Source organism: Pseudovibrio sp. Ad13, from assembly GCF_001623225.1.
In the GTDB taxonomy this organism is placed as follows: domain Bacteria; phylum Pseudomonadota; class Alphaproteobacteria; order Rhizobiales; family Stappiaceae; genus Pseudovibrio.
The window spans coordinates 26,248-51,232 of sequence record NZ_LMCC01000023.1 but is presented as its reverse complement, the minus strand read 5'-3'; the positions used below and the strand labels follow the sequence as shown (position 1 = coordinate 51,232).

Genomic DNA, 24,985 nt, shown 5'->3' with positions numbered 1-24,985 from the left:
GGCCAAAATGAACGGTTTTATTGATGTACCAGTTGATCATCATCACCGCCTGTAGATCTGGTTGTAAAGATCAGGTCCACCCAAATGCCAGATGGTCTCGCGTTCCAGATCATAGAAAAACCGATTGCTGCGGCGTTCAAGCTCTTCCACCTTCTGTCGCATGGACACCTGTGCTTCTCGAATGACTTGACCGGTTTTCTGAAGGCCGCGCGCAACAGCTTCTCCAGTCCAGCGCAAGGCAGCAGATAGCTTTTCTCGCAGGCCAAACATCTTGTCCAGTTGTCCAAGCGCCATGCCAACAGCCATGCCAACAACAATGGCACCAGCCGTAATGGCAAGGGCAGGAATAGCAACTGTGGTGATAGCACCGGCCAGAAGCGCGCCAGCAGCTGCTGCGGCCATACCAGCCCCAATGGCAACAGCCCCGATCGCCACATCGACAATGATGTTGGCAAACAGTTCGCTGTAAAGCTGCGTATCGCTCATGATGAACTGCATGACATCCAGGGCCACATAACAGGTGATCATGATGATCGCATTCGCCCGGCCACCTGCCCGAATGGCTTCAGGTCCAATGCCAAAAGCAACAACCTTTGGAGAGGACGACAGATACCGTGTCCCCTTAAGAACCTCGCGCACTGCAGGATAGCCCTTGAAGATCACGTAGGTCTTCCCATTGGCTATCTTTGTGTAATAACGCCCCTTAATACCGATCTCTTTTAGAAGCTGATGTCCAGACCGGCTGTCCAGCAATGTCCCGGGCAAGGTGGCTAAATCTAAAGCTCCACCAGTCATAAGCGCCATGCTCTGATGTGCATCCACGATCCCCTGAGCAAATGCCTCAAGAGAGACAACGGTTGCCTCATCCTGAACCGGATTTACATCATGAGCTGCGCTGTGCTGCTGCGCCAGTCTCTGTTCCGCCAGCGGGTAGACCATCAGAATATCTCCTTGTGCGGCTGATCCCCGGGCTTGACCATCAAGCGGTGGCCGGGAAACTGATCCAGAAAACCCCGGATCTCCAGCTCTTCTGACAGATCTTCGTGCAGTGCATCTGATGAGCGCTCAGGCCGGTCACGACCTTGCAGAACCACATGCGCTGTGCCTGCCGGGTCGGTTTCCTTGGGTGCAGCTTCAGCAATTGCCTCCACCTTACGCCGGCGCCACAGCAAGCTGCGAAAGAAGCTGCGCAAGTAGCCGCGCTTTGCTGAGGCTTTGCCAGAGACAAACTGCATATTCCAACTCCGCAGATCAGGCCCAAATCAAAGACTGCCTATCGTTTAACTCGCCCATAGGCAGTGTCCGGGCCAAAGCTGGCCCGGATCTGACTTCCATCCTCAATGAGGATAGAAACTTAAGCTGCAGGCGCGCGCCAGTCGTCCGCACCAGACGTGCCGGAGACTGTGTGCTCCCACATGATCTTGCGGTAAGACAGTTCAATGGTGATCAGCTGAGTGAAGTCAGCATTCTTCGGATCCTGACAATGTGGCAGGCCACACTCGATGTTGGTGATCAGCGCATCTTCAAAGGAGGTGGTGAAGAAATGCTCCTGCTTGCCGGAAGAATTAGTACGGTACCATTTGACTTCACACTTCGGCAGCATCTCACCGGAGACCAGCGCATTATAGAGCAGCGGGATGGACTTGTTCATGGAGCAGGTGAACTTGAACGGAGTGTGCACGCGCTGACCAGCTGGCTGGCCGGACTGGATATCACGAGGAATGATGACAGTGTGATCAATGGCCTGCACCATGATCTCGTCTTCATGGCCTTCCTGCCACACGTTACCGACGGAATCTTCAGTAAACGCGCCTTGAGTGATTGGACCCTGAGTTGACCCTTCAATGGTGATATAAGCGGGTGTTGGCATAGTATGCTCCTGGTGAGCGCCCTCCGTGTGCGGACAGACGCAGCAAAACAAATAAATGAACCCCATTTGATGAGAATGGGCCACAGCCCCAGACCCCAGTCTGCGACAGCGTACCAACACAATAGCAACTTGCATGCCAGAATGGGAAAGTAGTCACAAAAAACTCACCAGGTCGGCTTACCTATTGAAATAACAAGAGAATAAAACCTGATAGGAATTCAGATCTGACCTAAATCCAGATCGTAGAGGGGAGTAATAATGGGCCAGAGTTGGCCCGGAGACCTACACCAGGCCCACGAATTTGGCGCAACACCTTGAAAACACTATGAAAAGAAGCAGGCCAAAAATGGCCTGGCCTAAGCCAAAAATGGCTTCCCCTTGTAATATAAGGGAAAATTCAAACAGAACCTCAGAGCCGAAATGCTTTCAAAGTCCCGAACTTCCCCCAGAACAACCTATTTTCATGAAGTACGGTAAACATTACAAACAGCAACCTGCTCACCGAAAGGGTTGAGAATGCCCAATAAAAACCAAGTAGAAGGTATATATCGCTACTAAGGGCGCTATTGGAAGCTCAACAAGCAGACAGCATAATCAAGTGAGTCTAGCGCTATATGTTGACCTTCTAACTCGGTTACCCAATGACAACGAATTCAGCGAGAGCATTTGTCTTTTCACAACTGCGACAACCAGAGGCTCAACGGGACTTTGGTGTGTTGAACTCATATGTTCAAGCCTTAAGCCCTTTCGACCGTGGCGCTATCCTTGCTACAATGTGGGAAAAGGGAGACTTTCAACAAACTGCTGGTGCTTCAATATCTGGGATACTCCGTGATATTGAAGAAGGAGAGCTGCACGAAACTGTCTATCTATTCTTCACACCCGAAGAAGCAGCTATCGCATTAAGTGGTTTAGCTCGAACAGAAATTATACTAGGTGGCTCTCACGAGAAAGACGTATGTTATCGTTATGTCGCCAAAATTCTTTTAGGAACGATTGGAACTCTCCCAGAAGAGGCCCTGAAAACGCTCCGGAAATTACATCCACGCATTAGCAAGGGCTCTGCTGATGTTGCCTTAATTGCGGCACATGCAATTGGAGATGACTTACTCCTGGACGCTGCACTCGTAAACATTGCCGCGAGAAACGATGGCCCGATCTCATTTGAAGAGTTCGAGGCTGTTGCAGGAGTGTCTGATCTGCGCACCTTGGCAAATGCAATATGCGAAATCAGCCCGGAGTTGTCGCATAGTATCCCAGCACACGATTCTGTTCTTGCTGATATTTCGGAATGGCGATTGTTTGCTGAACATGCTGTTGAAGAAGTGTTGAGAAGATCCCGCAGGATAGTTGCAGGTACTGTCAAATATCAATCAGATAAGCTGACCAGTGTTGCAGAAGCTTCAGCCGTTGCGAGAGCAGTGAAACTTGCTTTGACAGAACGTCTGGATTGGGGACTGAAAACACTCGATGAACTTTGGGTTGGAGCTGCCCTTGCTCCTGATCACAAAGCCAAATCGATGCCTTCTCAATCGTTAAGTATTCAGCTTGGAAAGGTTGTCCGAGATGAACCTCAGCCCGAAGCTGTGTTGATTGCACAAAAAGTCACTCGAGAAATACGCCATGCTGGCGTTAAGAAGAAGCTACAACGAACCACCAAAGAAGCTATACGAAACCTTTCTCTTCACCCAGAGCGCGTTCTTGATCTGCTTACAACAAGTCACATTCCAGATGAGTTTACTAAGCTTATAAAACCTGCATTGGAAGGTATGTTGCTGCGCTTGTGGTGGTTGGATGTTTCCGTGTGGGCCAGACAAATGACAGACAAGTCCTTATGGCCGATGACCAGCAAGCTAATCTGGGAAGTTGAAGACGAAGGGGATAGGTTTGCTGCAGTCCTCAAAGGAGGATCGAATGAAGGATTATGGCTCCTTGTGGATGGTTCTACCCGCTTGAGAGCGGAATGGCAGCGGGTTCGGCTCTGGCATCCCGTAGAGAGTTCAGAAGAAGAGCGTCAAGAATGGCAATTTTTCGTTACCAAAGAGGGTATCAAACAACCCTTCCCGCAGGCTTTTCGGGAAATCTATCCAGTGATGGAAAATGAACTCGGCACAAACACATCCAGAATGTTTGCCGGTCACACAGTCAGTCAGGTCCCTCTATTCGGATTGTCACAACAAATGGGATGGAGACCAAGCGATTATGAGACTCTAGCAATCACTCTTGCTGGTAGAAGGTTTAATTTTGAAACCGGCATACGTACCTTTCCAGGGTGCACGGGAGAAGGAACAACAGGCAACTTCTCTTTAAAAGGGCCAGAAAAGAAGTTTGGTGATGTACCTCAGCGTGTCTTGTCAGAGGCCTTTCGGCAAACTGATCTGCTTGTAGCAACAGGTGCTGCAGGCGTAGAAGATATCTTGCCAGAAGATGCATGGGATAAGACCAAAAGCTATCCAGGCCAGCAAAGCGTAAAGATGCGCAAGATTATGCTCCAGCTCACTCACCCCACTGCCCACGTAGAGGGGCGATGGCTCATGCTTGCTGACGGATATCGAGTAAACTTAAGTACTGGACGTATTGTCTATAACGGCGCACCAATTGAGTTACTCAAAACAGATAAGCGGCAGCGAGGAACTGATCGAGTGATGGATAAACTCTGGTCCGCTATCTCAGTCTTCGGGCTTGCAGGTTGAACTTATCAAGCTACTTGCACGAATCTGTACTCATAACCCATTGTTTTGAGATTGAATTATGTACTTCAACGACCACAAGCGGACTTTCGAGCGGTTCTACCAAGGTTGGTAGGTGTTCTAAATGGATGCAAGCTCTCTCCCAAACTCAGCAGCAGTTGGAAGTTAGCTTTTGAAGTATGTTTACCGACCTGCAGCTGATTAAGAAAGAGCACAAGAGTTAAGCGTGGAGGTATTGACCAGAATTGGCATGCAGAACTTCAAAATCAAACCAGAGGGCGACGCTGCAATACCACCTTCAGTCAGATCAACTTTGAGTTCTAAACTTTATGATTAATCACTCCTTGCATGTTGTTGATGAATGATCTCCGCTACGTTTAGCCCCATCTTTCTGCAAGTGCGTCTTCTTTCTGATTAAACTCTGCGTGGTGGAGAGCATATAAAAGTTTGAGGCATTCCCCCAAAAAGGGAACTGTATATGCGATTGCTCCAAACGTTTAAATGCTTTCGGTTTGGAATAACCCGCAGACACGGGTTATTCCATGTTGGTGATCACGCGAACATGAAGTCATCTGCCGTGATGTTGCTTACGGCAACGTCTGAAAGGGTGATGGAGCTACCCTCATAAGAAATGATGGTATCACCATCCTTCCCGGAGATGTTCAGGTCGTTGAAGCTATCGATATTGTTTTTGAATTCAATTAGATCAAAGCCATCTTCGAAGTCGATGATTTCATCAGCACCCCAATTGGTATCGAATACAAACCTGTCATTCCCGGAACCTCCGGAAAGCATGTCGTTGCCAAAACCGCCTTCAATACGATCATGACCAGCATTGCCATAAAGAGCATTGTCGGCAAAGTTACCGATCAGCGTGTCGTTGCCTGACCCTGCATAGGCAGTTTCAATCACTGTATCGCGCATGATGGCTAGATTGCCTTTGTAACCATTCACATCAGAATAGGTTTCTGCCAACAGCGAGATTTTCTGATCAGCACGCACAGAACTAAAGTTAAGAGTGTCCTGCCCTCCACTGTCAGAGATCGTGTAGGTTACCCGGTTTAGATCCGCCAGATCATCATAGTAACCGCCAGCGGTTGAGTTTTCGCCATAAACAGTATCACCACTGCGAATGTTATCAGCGGTACCATAGAGATCCTGCATTGCAAGAATGTCAGCAATCATTGGCGTAACGACATAGGCATAGCTAGCGTCCACAGCAGAGTTCTCGTTTTGAGAGAAGTAGGACATAACTGTGCCCTGCCAAGAATCGTTCGCATAGTGGTTGTCTACACCATAGCGTGCGCTGCCGTTGTAGTTGCCAGCATGCCCCAGGCCGAGAGCATGGCCGATTTCATGGATGTAAGTCTGGAATGAATAGGAATCCAGGCTGGTTCCACTGTTCTTCAACCATGAAGTGCTTACGTTTACAATTGATGACTGAATGGTGCCGCCATATGCGCGGGAGCTTGAGTAGGCACCGCTTCTATCATCACTGAAGGTGATTTGTGCGCCAGAATTCGCCTGCTCAAAGTTGATGCCCGTAGTCATCGACCAAGCATCAAGAGCTTTGATCGCGAGAGCCTGACCATCACTGTTCAAGCTTGTTAGGTTTACCGTGATCGTGCCACCTGGTTCCACATCAAATGCACGACGGCCACTGCGCCAAGCTACATCAGTGAGCTGGTTAGCGATTTGATCATTGGTAAAGTGCCCTTCAGGCACAACGATCTCAGGGTCGGAGGTTGGCTGGGGAACTACCGGATCTGGATCTACAGGATCCGGGTCTACAGGATCTGGGTCCACAGGGTCCGGATCTACAGGATCTGGGTCCACAGGGTCTGGATCTACAGGGTCTGGGTCCACAGGGTCCGGATCTACAGGATCTGGGTCCACAGGGTCTGGATCTACAGGGTCTGGGTCCACAGGGTCCGGATCTACCGGATCTGGGTCCACAGGGTCTGGATCTACTGGACTGGCATTTTCGATTACGTCAATCTTATAGCTGCCAGTATAACGGTTACCAAAGGAAGAAGCCCCAATATAAAACTTGCCGCTGGAAGTGGCCGTAAACGTGATCTCAGAATTACGTCCTTCTCCACTATCGTCATCAAAGGCAATACGGTTACCATCACTATCATAAAGCGTAAGGACAGTGTTGCGAACACCGTAATACCCGGTTCCTTTTAGGGAGACTGTGTACTCTTTACCTTCTTCAAGCTCGATTGCCACAGCATCACGATCACCGCGGTAGCTCAATCTTCCAACAAAGCTCTCGCCCGCATCAATTGTATATGGTGTGGAGCGACTAAATGGGGCATCACGCCATTCATCGCCAGGTGAAGTCCATTTGTAGGGATAATAGCCATAAGGATTGTACTTATAACGGCTAGAAGAGCCCGAATAACTGTAATGCATCTTACCCTCAATTTTTACTTCAACTACAGAAGTAAAATTGAGCATCGATCAGTAACAAACAACTCTAATTAGTGTTTTTTCCCATGATAATTTTGTCCACAAAACATAAAATAAACTTAAATCAAATAGAAGCAAGTATAATTAAGTATTTATTTCAAATGCACTTGACTTCTAATTACTAATCTAATCAACATTATCTAATTGATATTATTGATATATAATCTAAAAATTACCATTTATGTCGATTTCGAGGAGTTGCACTGAATAAATCTTATGCTCCATTATAAAAATTATTTACACATAATATAGCCATATTTTCATATTTTTACTTAAATCTGCTCGGTATCGAAAATTCCATCAGAGATAGGCCCAGTGGACGCACGGCAGTATATTTTGCCATCGTTAAGAACAATAAGAGAACTTTGCCGAGTAACCACAAACACCCTGATTTGTTAGGCTAATTACGCTGTTCTTAAACAGTTAATGGACGGATTAAGATCGGTAATACTGCAATCATTCGGCAATTCTAAACTTTACTGCAGGTGCGAAAGCCTAACTATGCGAGTAATGTTTTGAGAGAAGACGGGCCAACAACGGACATTCGAGGGTTTCCATTAAGAGTTGAGGCAAGATCCGAACGCTGATGCCGTGGAGCGTTTCAAAGACCGCTTGTCACACATCAGTTTGGATCCCTTCTAGCATGAGAGCCCAACGCGGGCGTTTAACAGAACGCAGAGCTCTCAGACGCAATCTGGGCTATGCACGAAACAACTACCGAAACCTATCTACACGCAAAGTTAGCAAACCTATTCAGATCGGCTCTACACAGAACGCACGCTATTCACCCAAAGTGACATTGAACCCTGAATGTTGAGGTTGCCTCTAAATGGCTTAGAGCCTACCAATGGTAAATACCGGCTTTTGGGGCGGTTGGCCTACCTCCACTAATTACTTTTTTTGCCATGATTTCAATAGAAGTCTTTGCTGTTGAGGGTGATATGCGGCGCAGTCTTTATAGCTGGTTCAAAGGAAAGCAAAAGAAACCTCCTTCATCTACGTCCACACATCAACTTGACTTTGAGTCCCATGTCCCAATCGGTGCTCAAGTTAAGGAAATTACATTGAAAATGCAGGAGGAGAGTGGTCCAGAGAAGCGATACACTTATGATGAATTACACGACATCATTGTTGAAACTAAAACTCTTGCGATTGGCATGGCACGTGTCTATCCACCCGACCCAACAAAATTTGCATCCTCCTACTTAGGAGGATTGCCCCGATTACCTGCGGATGTTGCTTGGCCTCGGGATCCTATCTCAAACAAACCACGGATGTTTCTAGGCCAAATTGATTGTGCAACCTTACCTCGCTCAACGGAGCGTTATTGGTTGCCTAAAAGCGGTACGCTTTGGTTCTTTGCTGGCCCAGATTTAAACGCATACTTTGATGCGACTGAAACTGATACCGACGAAAACCATGTTATCTATCGTGATATAGATGCGAGTTTTCTTTCAGAGCACAATCCGCCTGATGCCCCCCCATGGTGGGAAGGTCCATGGGGTGAAGGTAAATCGGGTCCGGTATTTGGCCCCCAGAAACTCCATGAAATCAAAGAAGGGCCATTCCCGACGGTACTCGCAAAATGGCCGCTAGAGTTTGCCTTATTCAATAGTTATCGCGATGACTGGAACCAAAGCAGCGTACTCGAAAATGAAGATAAATCGGAAAAGGCTAACTCATTAGACCTACCACGCGTTAAGCGAATTATTTTTAATTGCAGTGAGCAATCAGCTTTGCGCGAAATACATACCAAATTACTCTGGGAAAGCTGGATTGCAACTTTTGGAGTAAGTGAGACAAGAACTGATCCGCATTTTCGACAAGCACCTTGGGAGGGAACGTTAGATACCCCAATGACTTGGCTCGCAGTTCGCAGATTTTGCGTTACTATGAACCATGACCTAAAGCATAAGCTAAAGAAAGAGGAGTTAAGTTCCGAAAATGAAGGACTTATTCTGCGTGCCATTCACCACCTATCGTTTTGGCTGAATGAGGCCGACAAGCACCCCATTATGGGAGTGATGCCAGATAATCGACGTCTGGAGTTTCTGAACTCGTTAAAATCTATTGCAGACACCAGCAATCGGGAGTTTGACCTCAGAAAGTCAGTGCTAGATCTTAGGCAAACTATCTTAGGCAGTGAATTGAACCGATCTATTCACGATGTTTTAAAAGACCAAATTTGGCACCCTGAATGTGGCCCAAGTGGCTTTCCACCAGAAATAGTTTGGTATGAGAGCCATTATCACAAACCATTGAGCCGTGTTGAGGTTTTTCCTACACGCAATCCGGATGGGCCATATGAACGCGTGCAATACCATTCATTGTTCCATCGGTTTTTAGGCGCCCAAACAATCATTTACCGTAATGAGAACCCACCTGATGGGTACATACTCTTAGCTGAATTTAGCTACGATGATGGAATGCGTTTGATAATCGGGGACGTGAATAGTTTAACTATTTGGATCCACCCTGATCATCTGTTGAACCGGGATTTCTCAAAGGTATCGGTTGTTGCCAGTTATGGAAAAGACACCGTTATGCATGATCAACTTTTGGAAGAAATGCGCGAAAAAACTTGGTAAGCTTGTTCCCCATCGGTCCACATGGCTTCGACGGGGAAATGGGCAAAGACAATATCCAGTTCAATGTGCAGTTTCTTAATGACTTAGTTAATCGGTTCTCAACCACGGTTGGAAACATGCGAAGGTCTGCAATGCTCACGCGCTACGTGTCAGGAATGTCTAGAAGTTCGGGCCATTACCGACCATTCGGCTGCTTCCACCAAGGGTTGAGATTACTGGCAGCAAGTCCTCTCAGTCGGCTTGATAAATAACCCTTCATAACCCTTGAGTACACTAGTGTGGAGTGCGTTGTGCGAAGCGAACCAAAGACTGCACATGTGACCAATAGTAGGGAGTACTCATATGAAATCTCGTCAATACACTCATCAAACTAAGCAGTTTGCAGAGCACACGTCTTTTGTAAATAACACAGCAGGTATTCAATGAAGCGCTGCGCCAGTGGATTTTCTTCCTGTGCGGACAAATAACTTAAGACGCTAGTTACTGGTAGCCCTGGTAGGGCGCTCTCAATCACAGGAATGTCCTCCAGCAATGCAGAGGCCGGTAGAATGGAAACTCCAAGCCCTGCTTTTATGGCGGACTGTACAGCCTGAATGGAGTTCGCAGTGATTGAGATCTTCCAGTCAGAGGGCATGGCTTCCATGGCAGAGATTGCTATAGCGCGATAGCTGCATGGTTCCTGCATCAAGATCAGTTCCAGTGGTTTATCAGCCGCAGGCAGCTGCCCGCACCAGACCAGCGGCTCCTGCCATAACTGCTTGCCGCCAGAGGCCTCTGGTCCGGCGAATACCACATCCAGCTCCCCAGCATCTAAAAGACACAACAAGTCAGCCCCGCCGCCGAGGATCAAGTTGAGATCACAAGTGGGGTGTGCTCGTTTGAAGCGGGCCAGATGAATATGTAGGTGCTGCGGTACCAGATACTCTGCAAACCCGACGCGCAGCATGCTTTGCTCCTTGGGCGCAGAAACGCTCAACACAGCCTCATCGGCCAACTCCAAAATCTTTCGGGCATAGCCGATAAAAATCTCACCTTCGCTGGTTTGGGAAAGAGACCGGCTCGTACGCTCAAATAGTTTCACATCCAACCGCTCTTCCAGCTTGGCAATTTGCAGACTGATCGCCGATTGCGTCCGCCCCACTTTTTCTGCTGCAGCGGAAAAACTACCCTCCTCAATGACAGCGATCAAAGAGCGAAGCACAGTCAGGTCCGTATCAAGTCGGAAGGGAGGTCTATTGGCGTTGCTCATAGGACCTATTTATTTTTCTAGTTTTACTAATCGATCGTGTTTAGCCATATGTCTCATAGAACGTCAATAATCAATAAGGAAATTTTATTCATGCTAAAATCTGTGCTGGCAGCCTCTGCTCTGTCTTTCCTCTCGTTATCTGCTGTAGCTGGCGAGCCGCTCCAGCTGGAAGAAGTGGCAAAATTCTCTGAAACCCGCCCGGGTAACATCACCGTAACGCCAAACGGACGCATGATTGTCAGCATGCAGCCGTTGGATGGGCCGGCGTTGAAGGTGATTGAAGTTCTGAAAGATGGCAGCAAGGCCCCGTTCCCAACTCAAGATTGGGCAGATGGTCCGGAAGTAGGCGAACTCGGCTTGTCTGCTGTGATTGGTGTCGACACAGACTCCAATGGCGTGGTCTGGATGCTGGACATGGGAAGCGATACTTCTGCACCTCGTCTGCTGGGCTGGAACTCTGAGACCAACACGCTTCACGCAGATTTGCAGATTGACAAATCTGCTCTGACAGCAAACTCCTTCCTTCAGGACTTTGTGATCGATGAAAAACGTGGTCAGATCTATATCGCGGATATGACCCTCGGCAATCTGGCGGGGCCATCCAAGCCAGCCATCGTTATCGTGGACCTGAAGACCGGCGAAGCCCGCCGCCTGCTGGAAGCGGCAGAGCAGTTTATCTCCCCAGACCGCGATGTGGTGATTGACGGTGGCCTGATGGCAGTCAAAGGAGAAGATGGCTCCCTCAACAATCTACGCTTCGGCCTCAACCCAATTGCCATCTCTGATGACAGCAAATGGGTCTACTTCGGCACTGTGAATGGCGAGCAGATCTTCCGCATCCCGGCTGCAAAACTTGCAGATCCCTCTGTAAATTCCGCCGATCTGAATACTTTCATTGAAGAATACGGTCCCAAAAAGCCAAGCGATGGTATGACTTTCAATCCTAATGGTGGTCTCTTCGTTTCTGACATCGAGAACTCAGCCATTGGCCTGACCACCGCTGGAGAGTACGAAGTGCTCATTCAGGACGAACGGCTTTCCTGGCCGGATGGCTTTGATGTTGCTCAAGACGGATATGTCTATGTTACGCAAAACCAGTTGCATAAGCACCCGGCTTTCAATCAAGGCGTCAATGGTGCAAAGGCTCCATACTACGTGATGCGTTTTCCGGTTCCGGGCAAATAAGTTTCAAAGAAACGGATGTGACTGACGGGTTCAAACAGCTCGTCAATTGCACATTTAAGATCAAATACAAGAAATTGAGAGGTTCCCATGCTTTTGAACACACCAATCTGCGACTTTGGTTGGAAAGCACCAGAATTTACGCTCAAAGATGCTGATGGCACCAGCTTCACCATGTCTGATCAGATTGGTGAAAGCGGTTTGCTCATCGCCTTTATTTGCAATCATTGCCCTTATGTGCAGGCTATTGCAGATCGCTTGGCAGAAGACATGAAACAGCTCAAAGCCGAAGGCTTCGGCGTTCTTGCTGTCATGTCCAATGATTATCGCTCAGTGCCTGCTGATGGACCGAGCTTCATGAAAAAGTTTACCAAGGAATTTGGCTTCAAGTTTCCGTATTTGCTGGATGAGACACAAGAAGTTGGCAGAGCATATAACGCAGTTTGTACGCCAGATTTCTTCGGCTTCAACAACAAGGGTGAGCTGCAATACCGTGGCCGCTTGGATGATGCTGGCTTCGACGACCCAACCAACCGCACACCAGAACTTCTCAATGCCATGCATCAGGTTGCCAGAACCGGTCATGGACCAGAGGATCAAATCCCGAGCATAGGCTGCTCAATTAAGTGGAAGTAGGTCTGCCAGCGCAAAAATCTGCCAAAATGGAGGCAATTAAGAAGCCGGACGCAGTAGCCACTAGCAGAGGACCAACTGTGGGAACTCGAGCAGATCCTCCAAGGGTTGATGCTGTTTGCATAAAAGATATTCTGAGAACCTTTTTGGATCGCTCGAGCACAGATTGATGCATCCGCCCGAGTAGGTTGCAAAGAGCCCAAAGCAATAGATGCTGCAACGAGTATGAATGACGGCTGTTGCGCGCTTGACGCTGAAACTAATCGCGTCATAGCTTGGAGGCGGCTGATCATAGTTTCTCGGCATGTTCTAAGTTAGGAATAGCAAGGCTCGATACTCAAGGTTGATACACCCAGCTAGGAACAAGGGCTGGTTTCAAGTGCAACCACAAGCGACAAAGTATAACTCCCAAAACCGTGAGCGTGTTCTGCGCTATTTCTCCCAATCTCATTTGCGGTAATTTAATGCATGCAAGAATTCTGGACTGATTTACTTAATGGGGAACATTACGCGGTTCTGTCTGCGTGTATTGCCTATGCTTTGCTCATGGGGATCGTTAGCATCACCGCATGTTTTCGCATACGCCGCTGGCCTCATACGATTGGAAAACTCACGGAAGATGGGGTTTCAAGCATTGGAAGCTCTGATGAGAGAATGCACACGGCACGCGTGAGGTATGAATATTCTGTCAACGACATATCCTATACCGGCAAGCGGTTAAGTCCGTTCATCATTAGGGCCACTGGAACCAGAATGGCTGAGTGGCAGAAGGGTGGTATTCAAAAGCATGAAGGCGACTGTGTTACTGTATTCTACAACCCTGCTCTGCCCCACAAATCCTACCTGATAGTACCCACATGGACCGGAATTGCAGGGGTATTTCTGCTCGTCGCGATTCCGGTGTTTCTAATTTGGTTCTCTATTTAACGTCGACGCACATTAAGTCGGGCGACGACGTTTTGAGTCGCACAATTTAATTGCAGTAAGAAGAGCTATCAGAGGCTCTGTGCAATAGGAAAGAGGCACATTGTGGAGTTATATTTCTATAACCAATCCTATATCCTTTATTTGACGCACAAGCCGCTCTCACAGAGGTTCCCAAAAAATGACTTCAACAGAACCCCGATCATACGGCTCAACGTTTTGGCGGAGGTCCTTGGCACTCTTCGCTGGGATTTTTGGGGGGCTGACTCTGATTTCCGGTGGGAGCGTCTTATTTGGGCCAGTGGAGGTTCAAGTGGCTGCGGGCGACTACATGCCAGTCGTGCTCTGGTTCAATTTTCTAGCAGGCTTTCTCTACATCGGTGCTGCAATTGGGATCTGGCTACAGCGTAACTGGGCACTTCGTCTGTCTGCGTTTATCGTAGTGGCAACGAGCCTGATTGCTTTGGGGTTCGGATTTCTGGTTTTTCAAGGAGTGGCATATGAGATGCGAACTGTAGGGGCCTTGGCCGTACGGATAGGTGTTTGGACAGTGATCACCCTGACGTTAATGCGCAGTCGACATCAAATGTGAGACTCTGATAACGAGCTCAGGACTTTGACGTGCGTGCGAACCAGACCAAGCAATGAGGAAAGCAAGTCAGATTTTTTGTAGCTGATAACCAAGTCAAACAGGGGCCATTAGCTGACCTTCGGGTTGTTCTGGCAAGGGTTGAGATACGCTAATCCGAAGGCTTGTCCAGTAGCTCTTTTACGTGATCTGGAAATACACACGCTGATCACGAAAGTCCTTGATCCCGCGGTTCGAGGTAGCACGTTCCACAACTAGCTCAGCGGGAAGTTCCGGCACAGACCGACCCTTCACTCCGACCAGCCGCACCACCTCGCGCTTAAACCCTCCCGTATTATACGTTCGCCACATGAAGTCCTCCTGTTGTCAATATAACCGAAGTCCTTCCACTTTTCTCGAACCAGTCCAAGCTCACCGAAGTTGAAGGGGCAACCTCAAATTAGGCAGCCGGCATACGGCACAACTTTTCATCCCCAAACCCTTTAACCATACGATCACGTTTGGACGAGGTGTTCTATACGATACACTTCCCTGCATCCAGCCCTCTTAAATAACAGTCAACAGTAAATGGTGGGGCATGCTCAGCAATGCGGCGCAGTTCGCTCCACCTGGGTGATCTAGAGGAGAGATGAGATGCCAATAGATGGAGCTTCAGGTTTTAGCCCTTCGCACTTTATCGGAGGCGGTTTTGACGGAGATGCCTTCGAACCAACTTACGATAGCCTGCCAAGTTCAGTAAACGGGGACGGCGTAACTGCTGAAGGCCCTGAAAAGGTTGCACAAGTGTTTCGTCAAGAGCGCGCACCAGTATTCCGCCTCGCAAACTCAACGCCAAACTACAACGACATCAAATCGCAAAACTTCGGTGATCACGAAAGCTTCAGCTACTACAATCTACCGGGCGTCAACTCGTTCATTAACTTTGGTCGCGAAGAAGGGCAGTTTAAAGGCGAGAACCACGGCGATAAGGTTCATATTTCTGTAAAGAAAGAGCACCTCGAACAAGCATTTGATGCAATCTCCGGCCTGCTTTTGTCTCCAGACTCTCCAATCGACAAGTGGAAAGTGACCAATCTAGACTCTACTAAGGGTAGCGTAGATACTAGTAATCTGGCGCGACGTGTTTCTGATGGTGCCCAATTCACTCTCTACATCCGTGCTGAAGAAGAAGGCGAGCCTTACACCACTGAGCAGCTGGTAAAAACACGCCAGTTCTTTGAAGAGATAGAAGGAGCTTTGTTGACCAACTGGGTAGACGAAGGCGTAAAGCCAGATTCAGACGTCTCCGCTCACCACTGGGGCTACATTAGCTACCGCAACGAGCTAAACAGCGACCGTGCTGGCGGCGAGCAACAAGCAGCATTCCTAAAACAGGAACCCGTCTTCCGAGCTCTCACCGAATAAGACGCGAAGATCTTTTTTAAACTTAACCACAAGGCTGCCCTTGCGGCAGCTGAAAAGGCGATCAAGAATATCCGACAACTTTGGCCCGCTCTAAGAGTGGGCTAGAAGACGATATTCATGAGTTTCTGGTAGAGGTTGAGGTAACATCAAGGTGACGATGTCGTAGATCTTTGTGGAGTGAACTCTTCTCAACTCAATAAATGTACAGTTACCGAACGAAGAGCACATATAAACCTTCATTACTCTTTCACATCTATTGAACAAAGGACTTGTAGAATGGCGGCATAGCAACTTTAATCAAATTGTCGGGTAACTGTGACGAACTCCACGCTCTCAAACTTCAACAGCAAGGGCAGTTCCAAAGTCCTACCCTTGCTGTTGGCGATGCGTTATGATCAAGCGGTTGCAGCCCGCCTATCCAGACTGAATGTCAGAATGCTCACGCCGACATACAAGACCGACGAAACTACGCATCCAACCAAAGGCCCTACCACCCATCCAGTAGCACCCCAGATCAACAGGTAGCCCGAAATGCAGAAGCCTCCAACCATAGCAGCCAGTGCGCCGTATGCGTTTCCGCGCCAGAACGCTGAAATGAAGACCGGACCAACCAAAGCAGCAAGCAGAGTGCCTGTACCAAGAATACCTAACCAGGACAGGAAGAACGGTGGCGCGTAGATCATCATCAACAAGCCGACCAATCCAAACACCACAACTGCCGCTCGGTTGATGAACAAAACTGTCTTGGGGTTTTCATGACCCGGGAACAGCGCTCGACGTAGATCGTGAGATGCAGCAGAGGCGACCGTGTGCAGCAACGAGTTTGCCGTGGACTGCATGGCAAACAGGATGCAGAGCGTAATGAAGCCGCCTAGAACTGGGTGCAGGAACGTCTCCAAATAGACCGGCATGGCCTGATCGGCCTCGGCGAGATCCGGCATCTTAAGCCGCATGTAGAGACCGACGATGGGGATAAGCGACAGGATGCACGCAAAAGGCGCCACATAGAGCGCAACAGTCGAGAACTTCACGTCGGCTCGAAACGCCAGAAAGCGCACTGCCATGTAGGGCAGGACAGCGGAGAACATGAACGCATAGGGCAAAACCAGATAGACTGCACCTTTGGCCTGGCCGTAAGGGTCAGAAGACACAGGGTTCACGAGATTAGGGTCGATCTTATTCAGCTGAGTGACCATCTGCATCAGGGGAATGTCGCTGAACATCTGAACACACACGATAACCGCGGCAATCAACATGCCTATCAGCATCAGCGTGTCAGTCCAAGCGACCGCCGTCAGACCACCTAGAACAGTATACAGGATGATGATTGAGATCATCACCGTAGCGCCCCAGACCTGCGGTAGATCAAGCCACCCTGACGCGAGTATGCCAACCGCTTTGATTTGACTAGTCAGGAATACGAGTAACAAGACAATTGTGACGATTGCCGCAACGCCTTGAACCAGACGAGCTAGCCCACCGGTGCTATGCAGGTTGGCCGCATATTCCGGGATCGTATTACTGCCCATGGATGCTGCGCGCTGCGACAGGAACTTAGCAAAGAAAAGTACAGCGATCACCATTGCAGGTGCAAACATAAAGTTGCCTAGAATTTCGATGGCACCGAACTCGTAAGCGACACCGGGTGAGCCCATAAAGCCCCAACCGGAGTAGCCCGTCGCCACGATCGTCGCGGCACCCACAAAAGGGCCAAACGACCGGCCAGCGACTAGAAAACCGCTTTCGTCATCGTTATTGAAATGCACAACTTTGCTCGATTTCCAACCCAGCCAGATTAATGCGATAAAAGACGTCGCCATGATCAGCCAGTTGATCCACGGAATACTTTCCATGATCTCCTCCTCCAGATTTGGTAAGTGATGCACCGCCTTCTGTTGCGGAACGGGTCTTTGGGGTCAGTCGTTTTTGCGAACGCGATCTAACAGCCAGGCCACAAGCGCGGCGGCGATGGTGGCCATACTCAGGATGACAAACCAATCAAGTGCCCATGAATTCAGAAACATATGCTCCTCCCAGATTAAAATGTCTCTAGATGCGGAAACGCCCCGACCATGCACAGGTCGGGGCGTTTCATATAGATCAAGCCGCTTTGGGAACTGATTTGACGATCAAATGCTCGGGTCCGTAAGGGAAGTTGGTGATGTTGCGATTGCCTTCGTCCTCGATCACGATGATGTCATGTTCGCGGTAGCCACCCGCGCCGGGCATGTTCTCGGGAATGGTGATCATCGGTTCCATAGACACTACCATGCCTTTTTCTAGAATCTTCTCGCAATCTTCGCGCAGCTCCAGACCTGCCTCGCGACCATAGTAGTGACTAAGCACCCCGAAGGAATGGCCGTAACCGAAGCTACGGTATTGTAGTAGATCGGCCTCGGCGTAGATCTCGTTCAGTTCTTTGGCAATGTCGGAGCACTTCGCACCCGGCACCAGCAGCTCCTTGCCGCGATCATGGACCTTGCAGTTCAGTTCCCACATCTTGATGTGCTCATCGCTCGCATGCTCGGCAAACAGCGTACGCTCAAGCGCTACGTAGTAGCCTGCGACCATCGGGAAGCAGTTGAGGGACAGGATATCACCACGCTGGATCTTGCGGCTGGTGACTGGGTTGTGCGCCCCATCGGTGTTCACGCCGGACTGGAACCAGGTCCAGGTATCTAAAAGTTCGCCATGAGGCCAGACCTTGGCAATCTCGCGAACCATAGTTGCCGTTGAGTGCAGCGCTACCTCATGCTCAGGCACACCAACTGCAATTGCTTCCACACAGGCCACACCGCCGATGTCTGCAATGCGTGTCATCTTTTCAGTATGCGCAATTTCTTCGACAGACTTGATCATGCGCAGGCGCATGGACGCTGCTGAGATATCGACAAGTTCGACGTTCTGAAACTCGGCCTTAAGCAGGTTTAGCGTGTCGATGGTGATGTGATCGAACTCAATTCCCAGACGCTTAACGCCACCTATCAAGGGGCGAATGGCATGAAAATAATTGTCTTTCTGCCAGTCGGTATAAGTGATGTTTTTGCCGCCAAAGGTGCGGCGCCAGGGCTGACCGCCATCGATACCTGCACTGATGGACGTTGCGATGTTGTGGTCAACGAGAAACCCGTAACGGCGCCCAAACTGGCAATAGATGAAATCGGAGTAGTAATTCACACAATGATAACTGGTGAAGAGAGCCGCATCGATGTTTTCCTTCGCCATTTGTGCACGGATGGCGTCTAGGCGACGCTGCATTTCGACGTCTGAGAAAGTGCCGGGAGCCTTGTCGCCGTTACCGACGTAGTTCTGTAGACGTTCGCGTTCCATGAGGGGACTCCTGAATTTAATGTCGCCAAAAGCGGCTAAAAACTAACCACATGAACCGGAAGTTGCACGATTTCGTCAAACGATGTTATTTCAGGATAGGTTTAGTTTTTCTAATGAAGAAGGAATATCATGACCTTGCCTCCGTTGAACGCCCTTCGTGCCTTTGAAGCAGTTGCACGACTAGGCTCTTTCAAAGCCGCAGCCGACGCCCTTTTTGTCACGCAATCTGCGATTAGCCATCAAGTGAAGAACTTTGAAACCTGGTTGGAGGCACCGCTGTTTCATCGTGAGGGTAACCGTGCAATCTTGTTGCAGCGTGGCGTTGAACTGGCAAATTCTCTGTCTCTGTCACTGACTGAGATCGATGCCGCATGTCACCGCGCCCGTTCGGACAATGGCTGCAACGAACTGGTCATTGCCGCAATCCCATCCGTTGCCATGTGCTGGCTCATACCCCGGCTTGCCAAATTCAAAGAAGCCCATCCGAGCATTGAGACGCGTATTATCTATGCGATCCATGGTTACGAGATCGACTATTCAGACGTACATATCGCTTTCTCCTTTTTGTCGAACGAACCGCAGGGTGCGGATGTTGACGCGTCATTCTTCCTGAGTGGTGACAGCCTTCCGGTGTGCTGCCCAGCCCTATTGGAACAACACGGAGAGTCTTTGGATCACATCTCGGATTTGTGCAGTCTTGGTTTATTGCATGACGGTGATACATGGGGGTGGCAACGCTGGTTTGATCTCAACGGGAACGAAGACCTCGGCCCTTTACAGGGGACAACTTACGAAGATTTCAACCTACTCAGGGTTGCCGTATTATCGGCACAAGGCGTCGCTCTTTGCCCACTTGCGATGGTACAGCCGGATCTGGAGATAGGAGCTCTAGTTCAGCTCTCAGACCGTCGAATGACCTATGGGTCAGATTACTACCTCATCAGATCCAAACGTGTCCCGTCATCAATGCAAGCACATATCGACATTTTCTCTGACTGGGCATTATCCGAACGGAAAGTTGGTTTGAGACATTAGCGCAGGTTGAATAAGTGGCGCTGTTGCAAAAATCAGCGGGCTCTACAAAAAGATAGCTTTCAACATTGCTTTTGTGACTTCAAGCATCCAAGTAAAAACTCTCTTGCGAAACGCAGGCGGTCCATACATGTGGCCCATCTAAACGAGATTTCATCATTCCTAACTGAGAGTAATTCGTTTTGATGTGATCCTGAGATGTGATGTTAAAATTAGGGCACATCAAAGGAGGTGACGAATGCCCAATTTTTACCCAGATATGCCCACAGGTCTGAACGACAGCATAACAGGGGCTATTTCCAGTGATGGTAGCCCAGAGCTCAACAAGCATTATACATTACCTGCCAGAACAGGGGTTGCTGTAAGGCTTGAGGCTGGACAATCTCTCATCGTGGTGAATCCAACAGGCACGCAAGTTTGTGATTTTTGGGCGTTTAATCCGAGCAACTTGTATGAGTACCTTTCCATGAGCCATTGTCGGACCGCTTTGGCAAGTGTGGTGCCAACCGTCGGCGATATCCTCGTATCCAATGCAAGGCGATCCATGCTTACGTTGGTACGTGACACGTCCCCAGGTGTGCATGACACAGTCATTGCCGCGTGTGATCATGCTCGTTACCAGCAGCTTGGTTGCAAAGAATATCACGATAACTGTACAGATAATCTGCGCCAGGCATTGAAGTCCATCGGCCTAGAAGCAAAGGTAATTCCAGACCCGTTTAACCTTTGGATGAACGTTCCTATCACCTCAGCCCACAGAACAGAATGGGCAGCACCGGTTTCAAGACCGGACGATGAAATCGAGTTTCGTACTGAGGTCGACGTACTGGTTGTAATGTCTGCTTGTCCGCAAGATGTCACTCCAGTAAACGGTGAGAACTGTGCTCCATCCGACCTTGCTTACCGCGTTACCCTCGGGAGGAACGCATGATTCAAAACCCAATTGTCTGGCCAAATGGAGCCAGATGTGCGTGCGCAATAACATTCGACGTTGACGCAGATAGCTTGATCCACATTTCTCGCCCAAAAGACGGGTTTGATCGTCTGTATCCAATTTCTATGGGACGATATGGTCCTACTGTTGCTTTACCTCGTATTTTGGACACTTATCGCAGATTGGGTCTGAAACAGTCGTTTTTTGTGCCAGGTTGGGTGGTTGAGCAATATCCAGAGGCTATGGATCTAATCCAGGAAGATGGGCACGAAATAAGCCACCATGGTTATCTCCATGAAGATCCGACTAACCTTTCGGATGCGGAACACCGTTATTGGTTTGAGCGAGCTCTTGAAGCCCATAAAAAAACTATTGGCAACACACCCAAAGGGTATCGCGCTCCAGTCTACAACGCATCACAAGGAGTGATTGATCTCCTGGTCGATAATGACTTTCTGTACGATAGTTCACTGATGGCAGATGATATTCCTTATAGAATTCATACAGCTAAAGGATCCCTTGTTGAACTGCCGGTGCATTGGGGGACAGATGATTGGCCACCCTTCGCACACTACTCAGAGATTGATTACATGATGCCCGTCGCGGGGCCTTCGAGGGGGTTGGAAGGGTTTTGGGAAGAGTTTGAGGCTCAATATGAGCATGGTGGTTTTTGGATGGCAATTTGGCATCCATTTCTGACAGGGCGCCTTGCTCGCTGGACGCTGGTTGAAAGATGGCTTGAAACGATTCTGGAGCGAGGTGATATCTGGTTTGCACCACTTCATGAGATTGCAGAGCATGTGAATAATCAGTTTGTGCGTGATAATCAGTCTGTTCGCGTGGAAGAATTGCCTTATTACAACCAACCTGTTCATCTGGGTGCAAAGTAAAATGGGAGCATTCATGGGTTGTGAGGAGTTTGAAGCACAGCTTGCAACAACCTCCTTTACTTCAATTTTTATTTCTGACAACAAGGCACAGCGCCATGAACTCAGTCGGGCGGCAATACCAAAAAAGATAACCAGCAGCGGTCATGGACAGCTCGACGGAGCCGTTGTCGCGATCAAGGCAAACATTGCGCTGAAAGGCCTTGCAACCTCTGCTGGGTCGAAACTGCTTTCTGAGAGACCGGCAGGTGAGAATGCAACAGTGATAGAAGCTATCATTAATGCCGGGGCCATGCCTGTTGGCCATGCCAACATGACTGAGCTTGCTTTCTCTGGTCTTGGGCTAAATCCGCATTTCGGAACAGCTGAGAACGCCTTAGATACTTCACTTGTACCTGGTGGCTCATCTTCAGGCTGCGCAAGCGCCATAGCATCAGGCTTATGCGATCTTGCGATCGGGTCAGATACATCGGGCTCCACCCGTGTCCCTGCCGCATTTCAAGGTATTTGCGGGTATCGTCCTACTATGGGCCGTTATGCGATGGAAGGTGTCGTACCACTAGCTCCCTCTCTTGATGTATTAGGCCCGATGGCCCGCAACGTAGAGGGCATCATAGCCCTTGACTGTGCGATGAGGGGGACATTGCCAGAACGGGTGAATGCAACACCCTTCACTCAAAAATTCATTTTACCTGTCTTTTCTCACCCTGTTCTTGATGAAGATATTTCCAATGCATTTGGGGATACTGTGAATCTGTTAGAACAGCACGGGATAGATATCGAACGCAGACCATTCCCCACCTTTGATAAGACACTTGCCCTTTTTGCAGAATTTGGGCCACTTGTAGGCCATGAAGCTTATGAGCAGATCACACAGCTTGTAGCACTCGAGGATAAGCTGATTGATCCGCAAATCAAAAAACGCTTGCGGGACTTTACCCCAGTTTCAGCTGATACTCTGCAACATATAATGACAACTCGTGCCAAGCTCTGCCAACTTGTGCAAGAAACTTTATCAGGTAATCTGATGTTGATGCCGACGGTAGCTTGTCGTCCCCCTAATCTTGCAGAAGTCCAAGAGAGCAGTGCGACGTTTCAGCGAAAGAATGCAGATGTACTTAAACTGACTATGCTCACAGCCTTCCTTAACGTTCCATCCCTGGCCATACCGATGAAACCTGCTGATCCTGGCTTGAGTTACTCTGTTTGCGGCGCATACGGGACAGACGATGAAGTCTTACAAGCTGGTCTGCATCTTGAGCATTTGCTGAACTAAAGGTGCTGCGTTTAGGCTTAAAACTGCACTTTTTCAAAGTATAGAATGTTGGTTGAGAGCAAATTTAATTTGCCACAAAACAAAGTTCATAATGAAGAAATGTCATGCTGAGATGATCTTCAATCATTTGTCGTCACCCCATTTTTCCGAATAGTTATAAATGCAAAAATTGGAGATGATCATGGCATCCGCACCAGAACTACTCATTGTTGACTCGAGCGCACGAGAAACACGTTCCATCACTCGTTCCCTGACCAAACTGTTTGCAGATAACTGGAAACAATCCGGGGATGAGGTCATCTGTCGTCGCGATGTCGGCTTACGACCACCGCATTTTATTTCTGAAACCTGGATCGCTGCTGCATTTACTCCCCCCACCGAACGTAGTGATGAGATGAGAAGGCAGCTCGCCCTGTCAGATCAACTGATTGCGGAAATCAAAGCAGCAGATGTAATCGTACTTGGTGCACCAATGTACAATTATTCTATGCCAGCAAGCCTGAAAGCGTGGTTTGATCTGATTGCGCGGGTCGGAGAAACTTTCTCATTTGATCTTTCGCGCGGAGATTATCCAATTGCACCACTTCTTTCCGGTAAAAAACTAGTAGTCCTTTCCAGTCGCGGCGAGTTTGGTTTTGAGAAGGAAGGGATCAGATTCCACATAAACGCACTCGACCCAGCAATTGCAGCCTGTGCACATTACCTTGGCGCCGCTCAAGAGGACATCCACTTGATCAGTGCAGACTATGAAGAATTTAAGGATGAACGTTGGGAGAGATCTGTGGCCGCTGCGCGTGAGAAAACTCACAATCTGGCTACCACACTCCGCGAGCAGCTTGAGCCAGTTGTAGCCTAATAGTACGCGGGAGAAGGACTGACCTTCTTCCGTACTTTAAAATGCACTCAAACTCTCGAGACTTCGTTAATACTGTCAAATCTTATAAATTTCAGATAGTAGCACCTACTTCATCTTGAAGCCATCTAAGAAAATTCTGTGCTGCTTTTTTGCGAGTGCCACCAATAGTTAGAACTGCTCTGTAAAAGTAACCGGGTAGCCTTGCTCCATTGAGCACTACAATTTTATCATTCAGTTCTTGAGCTTCAAAAATGGTATTACTGATCAGCGCTGCAGCATTTCCTCTGATGACAGCATCAAGTGCAAGATTATAGGCATCCACATTGGAAATTATGTAGTCCTCATAGCCTTCATTATTATTTTCAGAGAACCAGCGTTTCCATGTCGGAGAGTTGAGGCTGGATAGCTCCCAACGCACATCCAATAAGCGCTTGCTTGTCAAGTTCTCTATCTGATTGCCTTCCGATAACATACTAGGTGAACAAACAGCCAGATATTCCTCTCTGTACAGATTAATTTCAACACTATCGGGGGGGGCTTTCGGGCCATACCGAATAACCAGATCAGCCTCGCTACTATCAAGCGGGGTACATTTTTCAGAAGCAATGACATTCACGGCGTAATCGGGAAAACGTTCGTAAAAATTGTTTAAGCGAGGAAATAGCCAATAACGGGCAAACTCTCGTGTTACGCTAACATTGACAGACTTATTGTCTTTTTCCCCGTATGTTTCGAAGAATGCAGCAGCAAGACAATCAAACCCACGTGTCACCTCTGGCAGGATGCGCTTTCCTTGCTCTGTCAGGCTAAGGTTCCGCCCATTCCGATCGAATAATTGAAGGTTAAGCAGCTTCTCCAAATGCCTGATCTGATGACTGATCGCTGTTGGTGTGACAGCCAACTCGTCAGCAGCATCTGTGAAACTGCCATGACGAGCAGCTGCCTCAAATGCTCTGACAGCGATCAGCGGAGGAATGCGTCTGCGCATTTCAGTTACCTTGTATCTTACTTTCCTACCTGCAAGCATACCATGACTAGCAGGTGAGTATCTGCATGTTGTAAATCA

At 48.7% G+C, this 24,985-nt stretch carries 20 protein-coding genes; 11 read left to right on the top strand and 9 right to left on the bottom strand.

What is annotated here, in order from left to right; translation table 11 throughout:
* Nucleotides 1-42: 42 nt before the first annotated feature.
* The 3 genes from PsAD13_RS25275 to PsAD13_RS25265 all read right to left on the bottom strand — a co-directional run bounded on the left by PsAD13_RS25275 (nt 43) and on the right by PsAD13_RS25265 (nt 1,870).
* Nucleotides 43-939 carry a hypothetical protein gene (locus tag PsAD13_RS25275; protein WP_063319853.1) on the bottom strand — a complete coding sequence of 299 codons (897 nt, stop codon included), beginning with the start codon at nt 937-939 and terminating at the stop codon, nt 43-45.
* A complete protein-coding gene (locus tag PsAD13_RS25270; protein WP_063319852.1) occupies nt 939-1,235 on the bottom strand; it encodes a hypothetical protein in 297 nt (98 codons plus the stop codon). The genes PsAD13_RS25275 and PsAD13_RS25270 overlap by 1 nt, the downstream gene beginning before the upstream one ends.
* Nucleotides 1,236-1,354: 119 nt before the next feature.
* Entirely contained in the window at nt 1,355-1,870 is a 516-nt protein-coding gene (locus PsAD13_RS25265) for an Hcp family type VI secretion system effector (RefSeq protein WP_057465969.1), read from the bottom strand.
* Nucleotides 1,871-2,586: 716 nt separating this feature from the next.
* Here PsAD13_RS25265 and PsAD13_RS25260 point away from each other — a divergent pair.
* Nucleotides 2,587-4,563, top strand: a complete 1,977-nt coding sequence (locus PsAD13_RS25260; protein ID WP_193777103.1) for a DUF4132 domain-containing protein — start codon at nt 2,587-2,589, stop codon at nt 4,561-4,563.
* A 549-nt stretch (nt 4,564-5,112) separates the two neighbouring features.
* Here PsAD13_RS25260 and PsAD13_RS25255 read toward each other — a convergent pair.
* Nucleotides 5,113-6,978: a M10 family metallopeptidase gene (locus tag PsAD13_RS25255; protein WP_208986932.1), complete on the bottom strand. Its 1,866-nt coding sequence runs from the start codon at nt 6,976-6,978 to the stop codon at nt 5,113-5,115.
* 998 nt (nt 6,979-7,976) lie between these two features.
* Between PsAD13_RS25255 and PsAD13_RS25250 the strand changes: the two genes are divergently transcribed.
* On the top strand, nt 7,977-9,623 hold the full coding sequence (locus PsAD13_RS25250) for a DUF1963 domain-containing protein (protein WP_063319849.1): 1,647 nt from the start codon (nt 7,977-7,979) through the stop codon (nt 9,621-9,623).
* Between the two features lie 370 nt (nt 9,624-9,993).
* Here the strand turns inward: PsAD13_RS25250 and PsAD13_RS25245 are convergent, their stop codons facing one another.
* On the bottom strand, nt 9,994-10,872 hold the full coding sequence (locus tag PsAD13_RS25245; protein WP_063319848.1) for a LysR substrate-binding domain-containing protein: 879 nt from the start codon (nt 10,870-10,872) through the stop codon (nt 9,994-9,996).
* Nucleotides 10,873-10,962: 90 nt separating this feature from the next.
* Between PsAD13_RS25245 and PsAD13_RS25240 the strand changes: the two genes are divergently transcribed.
* From PsAD13_RS25240 to PsAD13_RS25225, 3 genes are all read left to right on the top strand, one after another.
* A complete protein-coding gene (locus PsAD13_RS25240) occupies nt 10,963-12,057 on the top strand; it encodes an L-dopachrome tautomerase-related protein (protein ID WP_084404823.1) in 1,095 nt (364 codons plus the stop codon).
* Between the two features lie 87 nt (nt 12,058-12,144).
* Nucleotides 12,145-12,690, top strand: coding sequence for a thioredoxin family protein (locus PsAD13_RS25235; RefSeq protein WP_063319847.1), 546 nt, complete (start codon nt 12,145-12,147; stop codon nt 12,688-12,690).
* A gap of 1,234 nt (nt 12,691-13,924) precedes the next feature.
* Entirely contained in the window at nt 13,925-14,203 is a 279-nt protein-coding gene (locus PsAD13_RS25225; protein ID WP_208986931.1) for a hypothetical protein, read from the top strand.
* 177 nt (nt 14,204-14,380) lie between these two features.
* Here the strand turns inward: PsAD13_RS25225 and PsAD13_RS27905 are convergent, their stop codons facing one another.
* Nucleotides 14,381-14,551 carry a hypothetical protein gene (locus PsAD13_RS27905; protein WP_193777102.1) on the bottom strand — a complete coding sequence of 57 codons (171 nt, stop codon included), beginning with the start codon at nt 14,549-14,551 and terminating at the stop codon, nt 14,381-14,383.
* Between the two features lie 282 nt (nt 14,552-14,833).
* Between PsAD13_RS27905 and PsAD13_RS25220 the strand changes: the two genes are divergently transcribed.
* Entirely contained in the window at nt 14,834-15,604 is a 771-nt protein-coding gene (locus PsAD13_RS25220) for a hypothetical protein (protein WP_063292515.1), read from the top strand.
* 395 nt (nt 15,605-15,999) lie between these two features.
* On the opposite strand, the gene PsAD13_RS25215 is transcribed toward PsAD13_RS25220, so the two are convergent.
* Together PsAD13_RS25215 and PsAD13_RS25210 are read right to left on the bottom strand one after the other, a co-directional pair.
* Nucleotides 16,000-17,457 carry a sodium:solute symporter family protein gene (locus PsAD13_RS25215; RefSeq protein WP_063319844.1) on the bottom strand — a complete coding sequence of 486 codons (1,458 nt, stop codon included), beginning with the start codon at nt 17,455-17,457 and terminating at the stop codon, nt 16,000-16,002.
* A gap of 247 nt (nt 17,458-17,704) precedes the next feature.
* Nucleotides 17,705-18,934 (bottom strand): aminopeptidase P family protein, encoded by a 1,230-nt coding sequence (locus PsAD13_RS25210; protein ID WP_063319843.1) that lies wholly within the window; start codon nt 18,932-18,934, stop codon nt 17,705-17,707.
* A gap of 129 nt (nt 18,935-19,063) precedes the next feature.
* On the opposite strand from PsAD13_RS25210, the gene PsAD13_RS25205 reads away from it, so the two are divergent.
* The 5 genes from PsAD13_RS25205 to PsAD13_RS25185 all read left to right on the top strand — a co-directional run bounded on the left by PsAD13_RS25205 (nt 19,064) and on the right by PsAD13_RS25185 (nt 23,919).
* On the top strand, nt 19,064-19,969 hold the full coding sequence (locus tag PsAD13_RS25205; protein WP_063319842.1) for a LysR family transcriptional regulator: 906 nt from the start codon (nt 19,064-19,066) through the stop codon (nt 19,967-19,969).
* A 235-nt stretch (nt 19,970-20,204) separates the two neighbouring features.
* Entirely contained in the window at nt 20,205-20,897 is a 693-nt protein-coding gene (locus tag PsAD13_RS25200) for an urea carboxylase-associated family protein (protein WP_063319841.1), read from the top strand.
* On the top strand, nt 20,894-21,790 hold the full coding sequence (locus PsAD13_RS25195) for a polysaccharide deacetylase (protein WP_063319840.1): 897 nt from the start codon (nt 20,894-20,896) through the stop codon (nt 21,788-21,790). The genes PsAD13_RS25200 and PsAD13_RS25195 overlap by 4 nt, the downstream gene beginning before the upstream one ends.
* 13 nt (nt 21,791-21,803) lie before the next feature.
* The gene (locus tag PsAD13_RS25190; RefSeq protein ID WP_193777101.1) at nt 21,804-23,063 is read left to right on the top strand and encodes an amidase family protein; all 1,260 of its coding nucleotides are present in this window, start codon (nt 21,804-21,806) and stop codon (nt 23,061-23,063) included.
* A 181-nt stretch (nt 23,064-23,244) separates the two neighbouring features.
* Nucleotides 23,245-23,919, top strand: coding sequence for an NAD(P)H-dependent oxidoreductase (locus PsAD13_RS25185; RefSeq protein ID WP_063319855.1), 675 nt, complete (start codon nt 23,245-23,247; stop codon nt 23,917-23,919).
* A 91-nt stretch (nt 23,920-24,010) separates the two neighbouring features.
* Here the strand turns inward: PsAD13_RS25185 and PsAD13_RS25180 are convergent, their stop codons facing one another.
* The gene (locus PsAD13_RS25180) at nt 24,011-24,907 is read right to left on the bottom strand and encodes a LysR family transcriptional regulator (RefSeq protein ID WP_063319838.1); all 897 of its coding nucleotides are present in this window, start codon (nt 24,905-24,907) and stop codon (nt 24,011-24,013) included.
* Nucleotides 24,908-24,985: the final 78 nt, after the last annotated feature.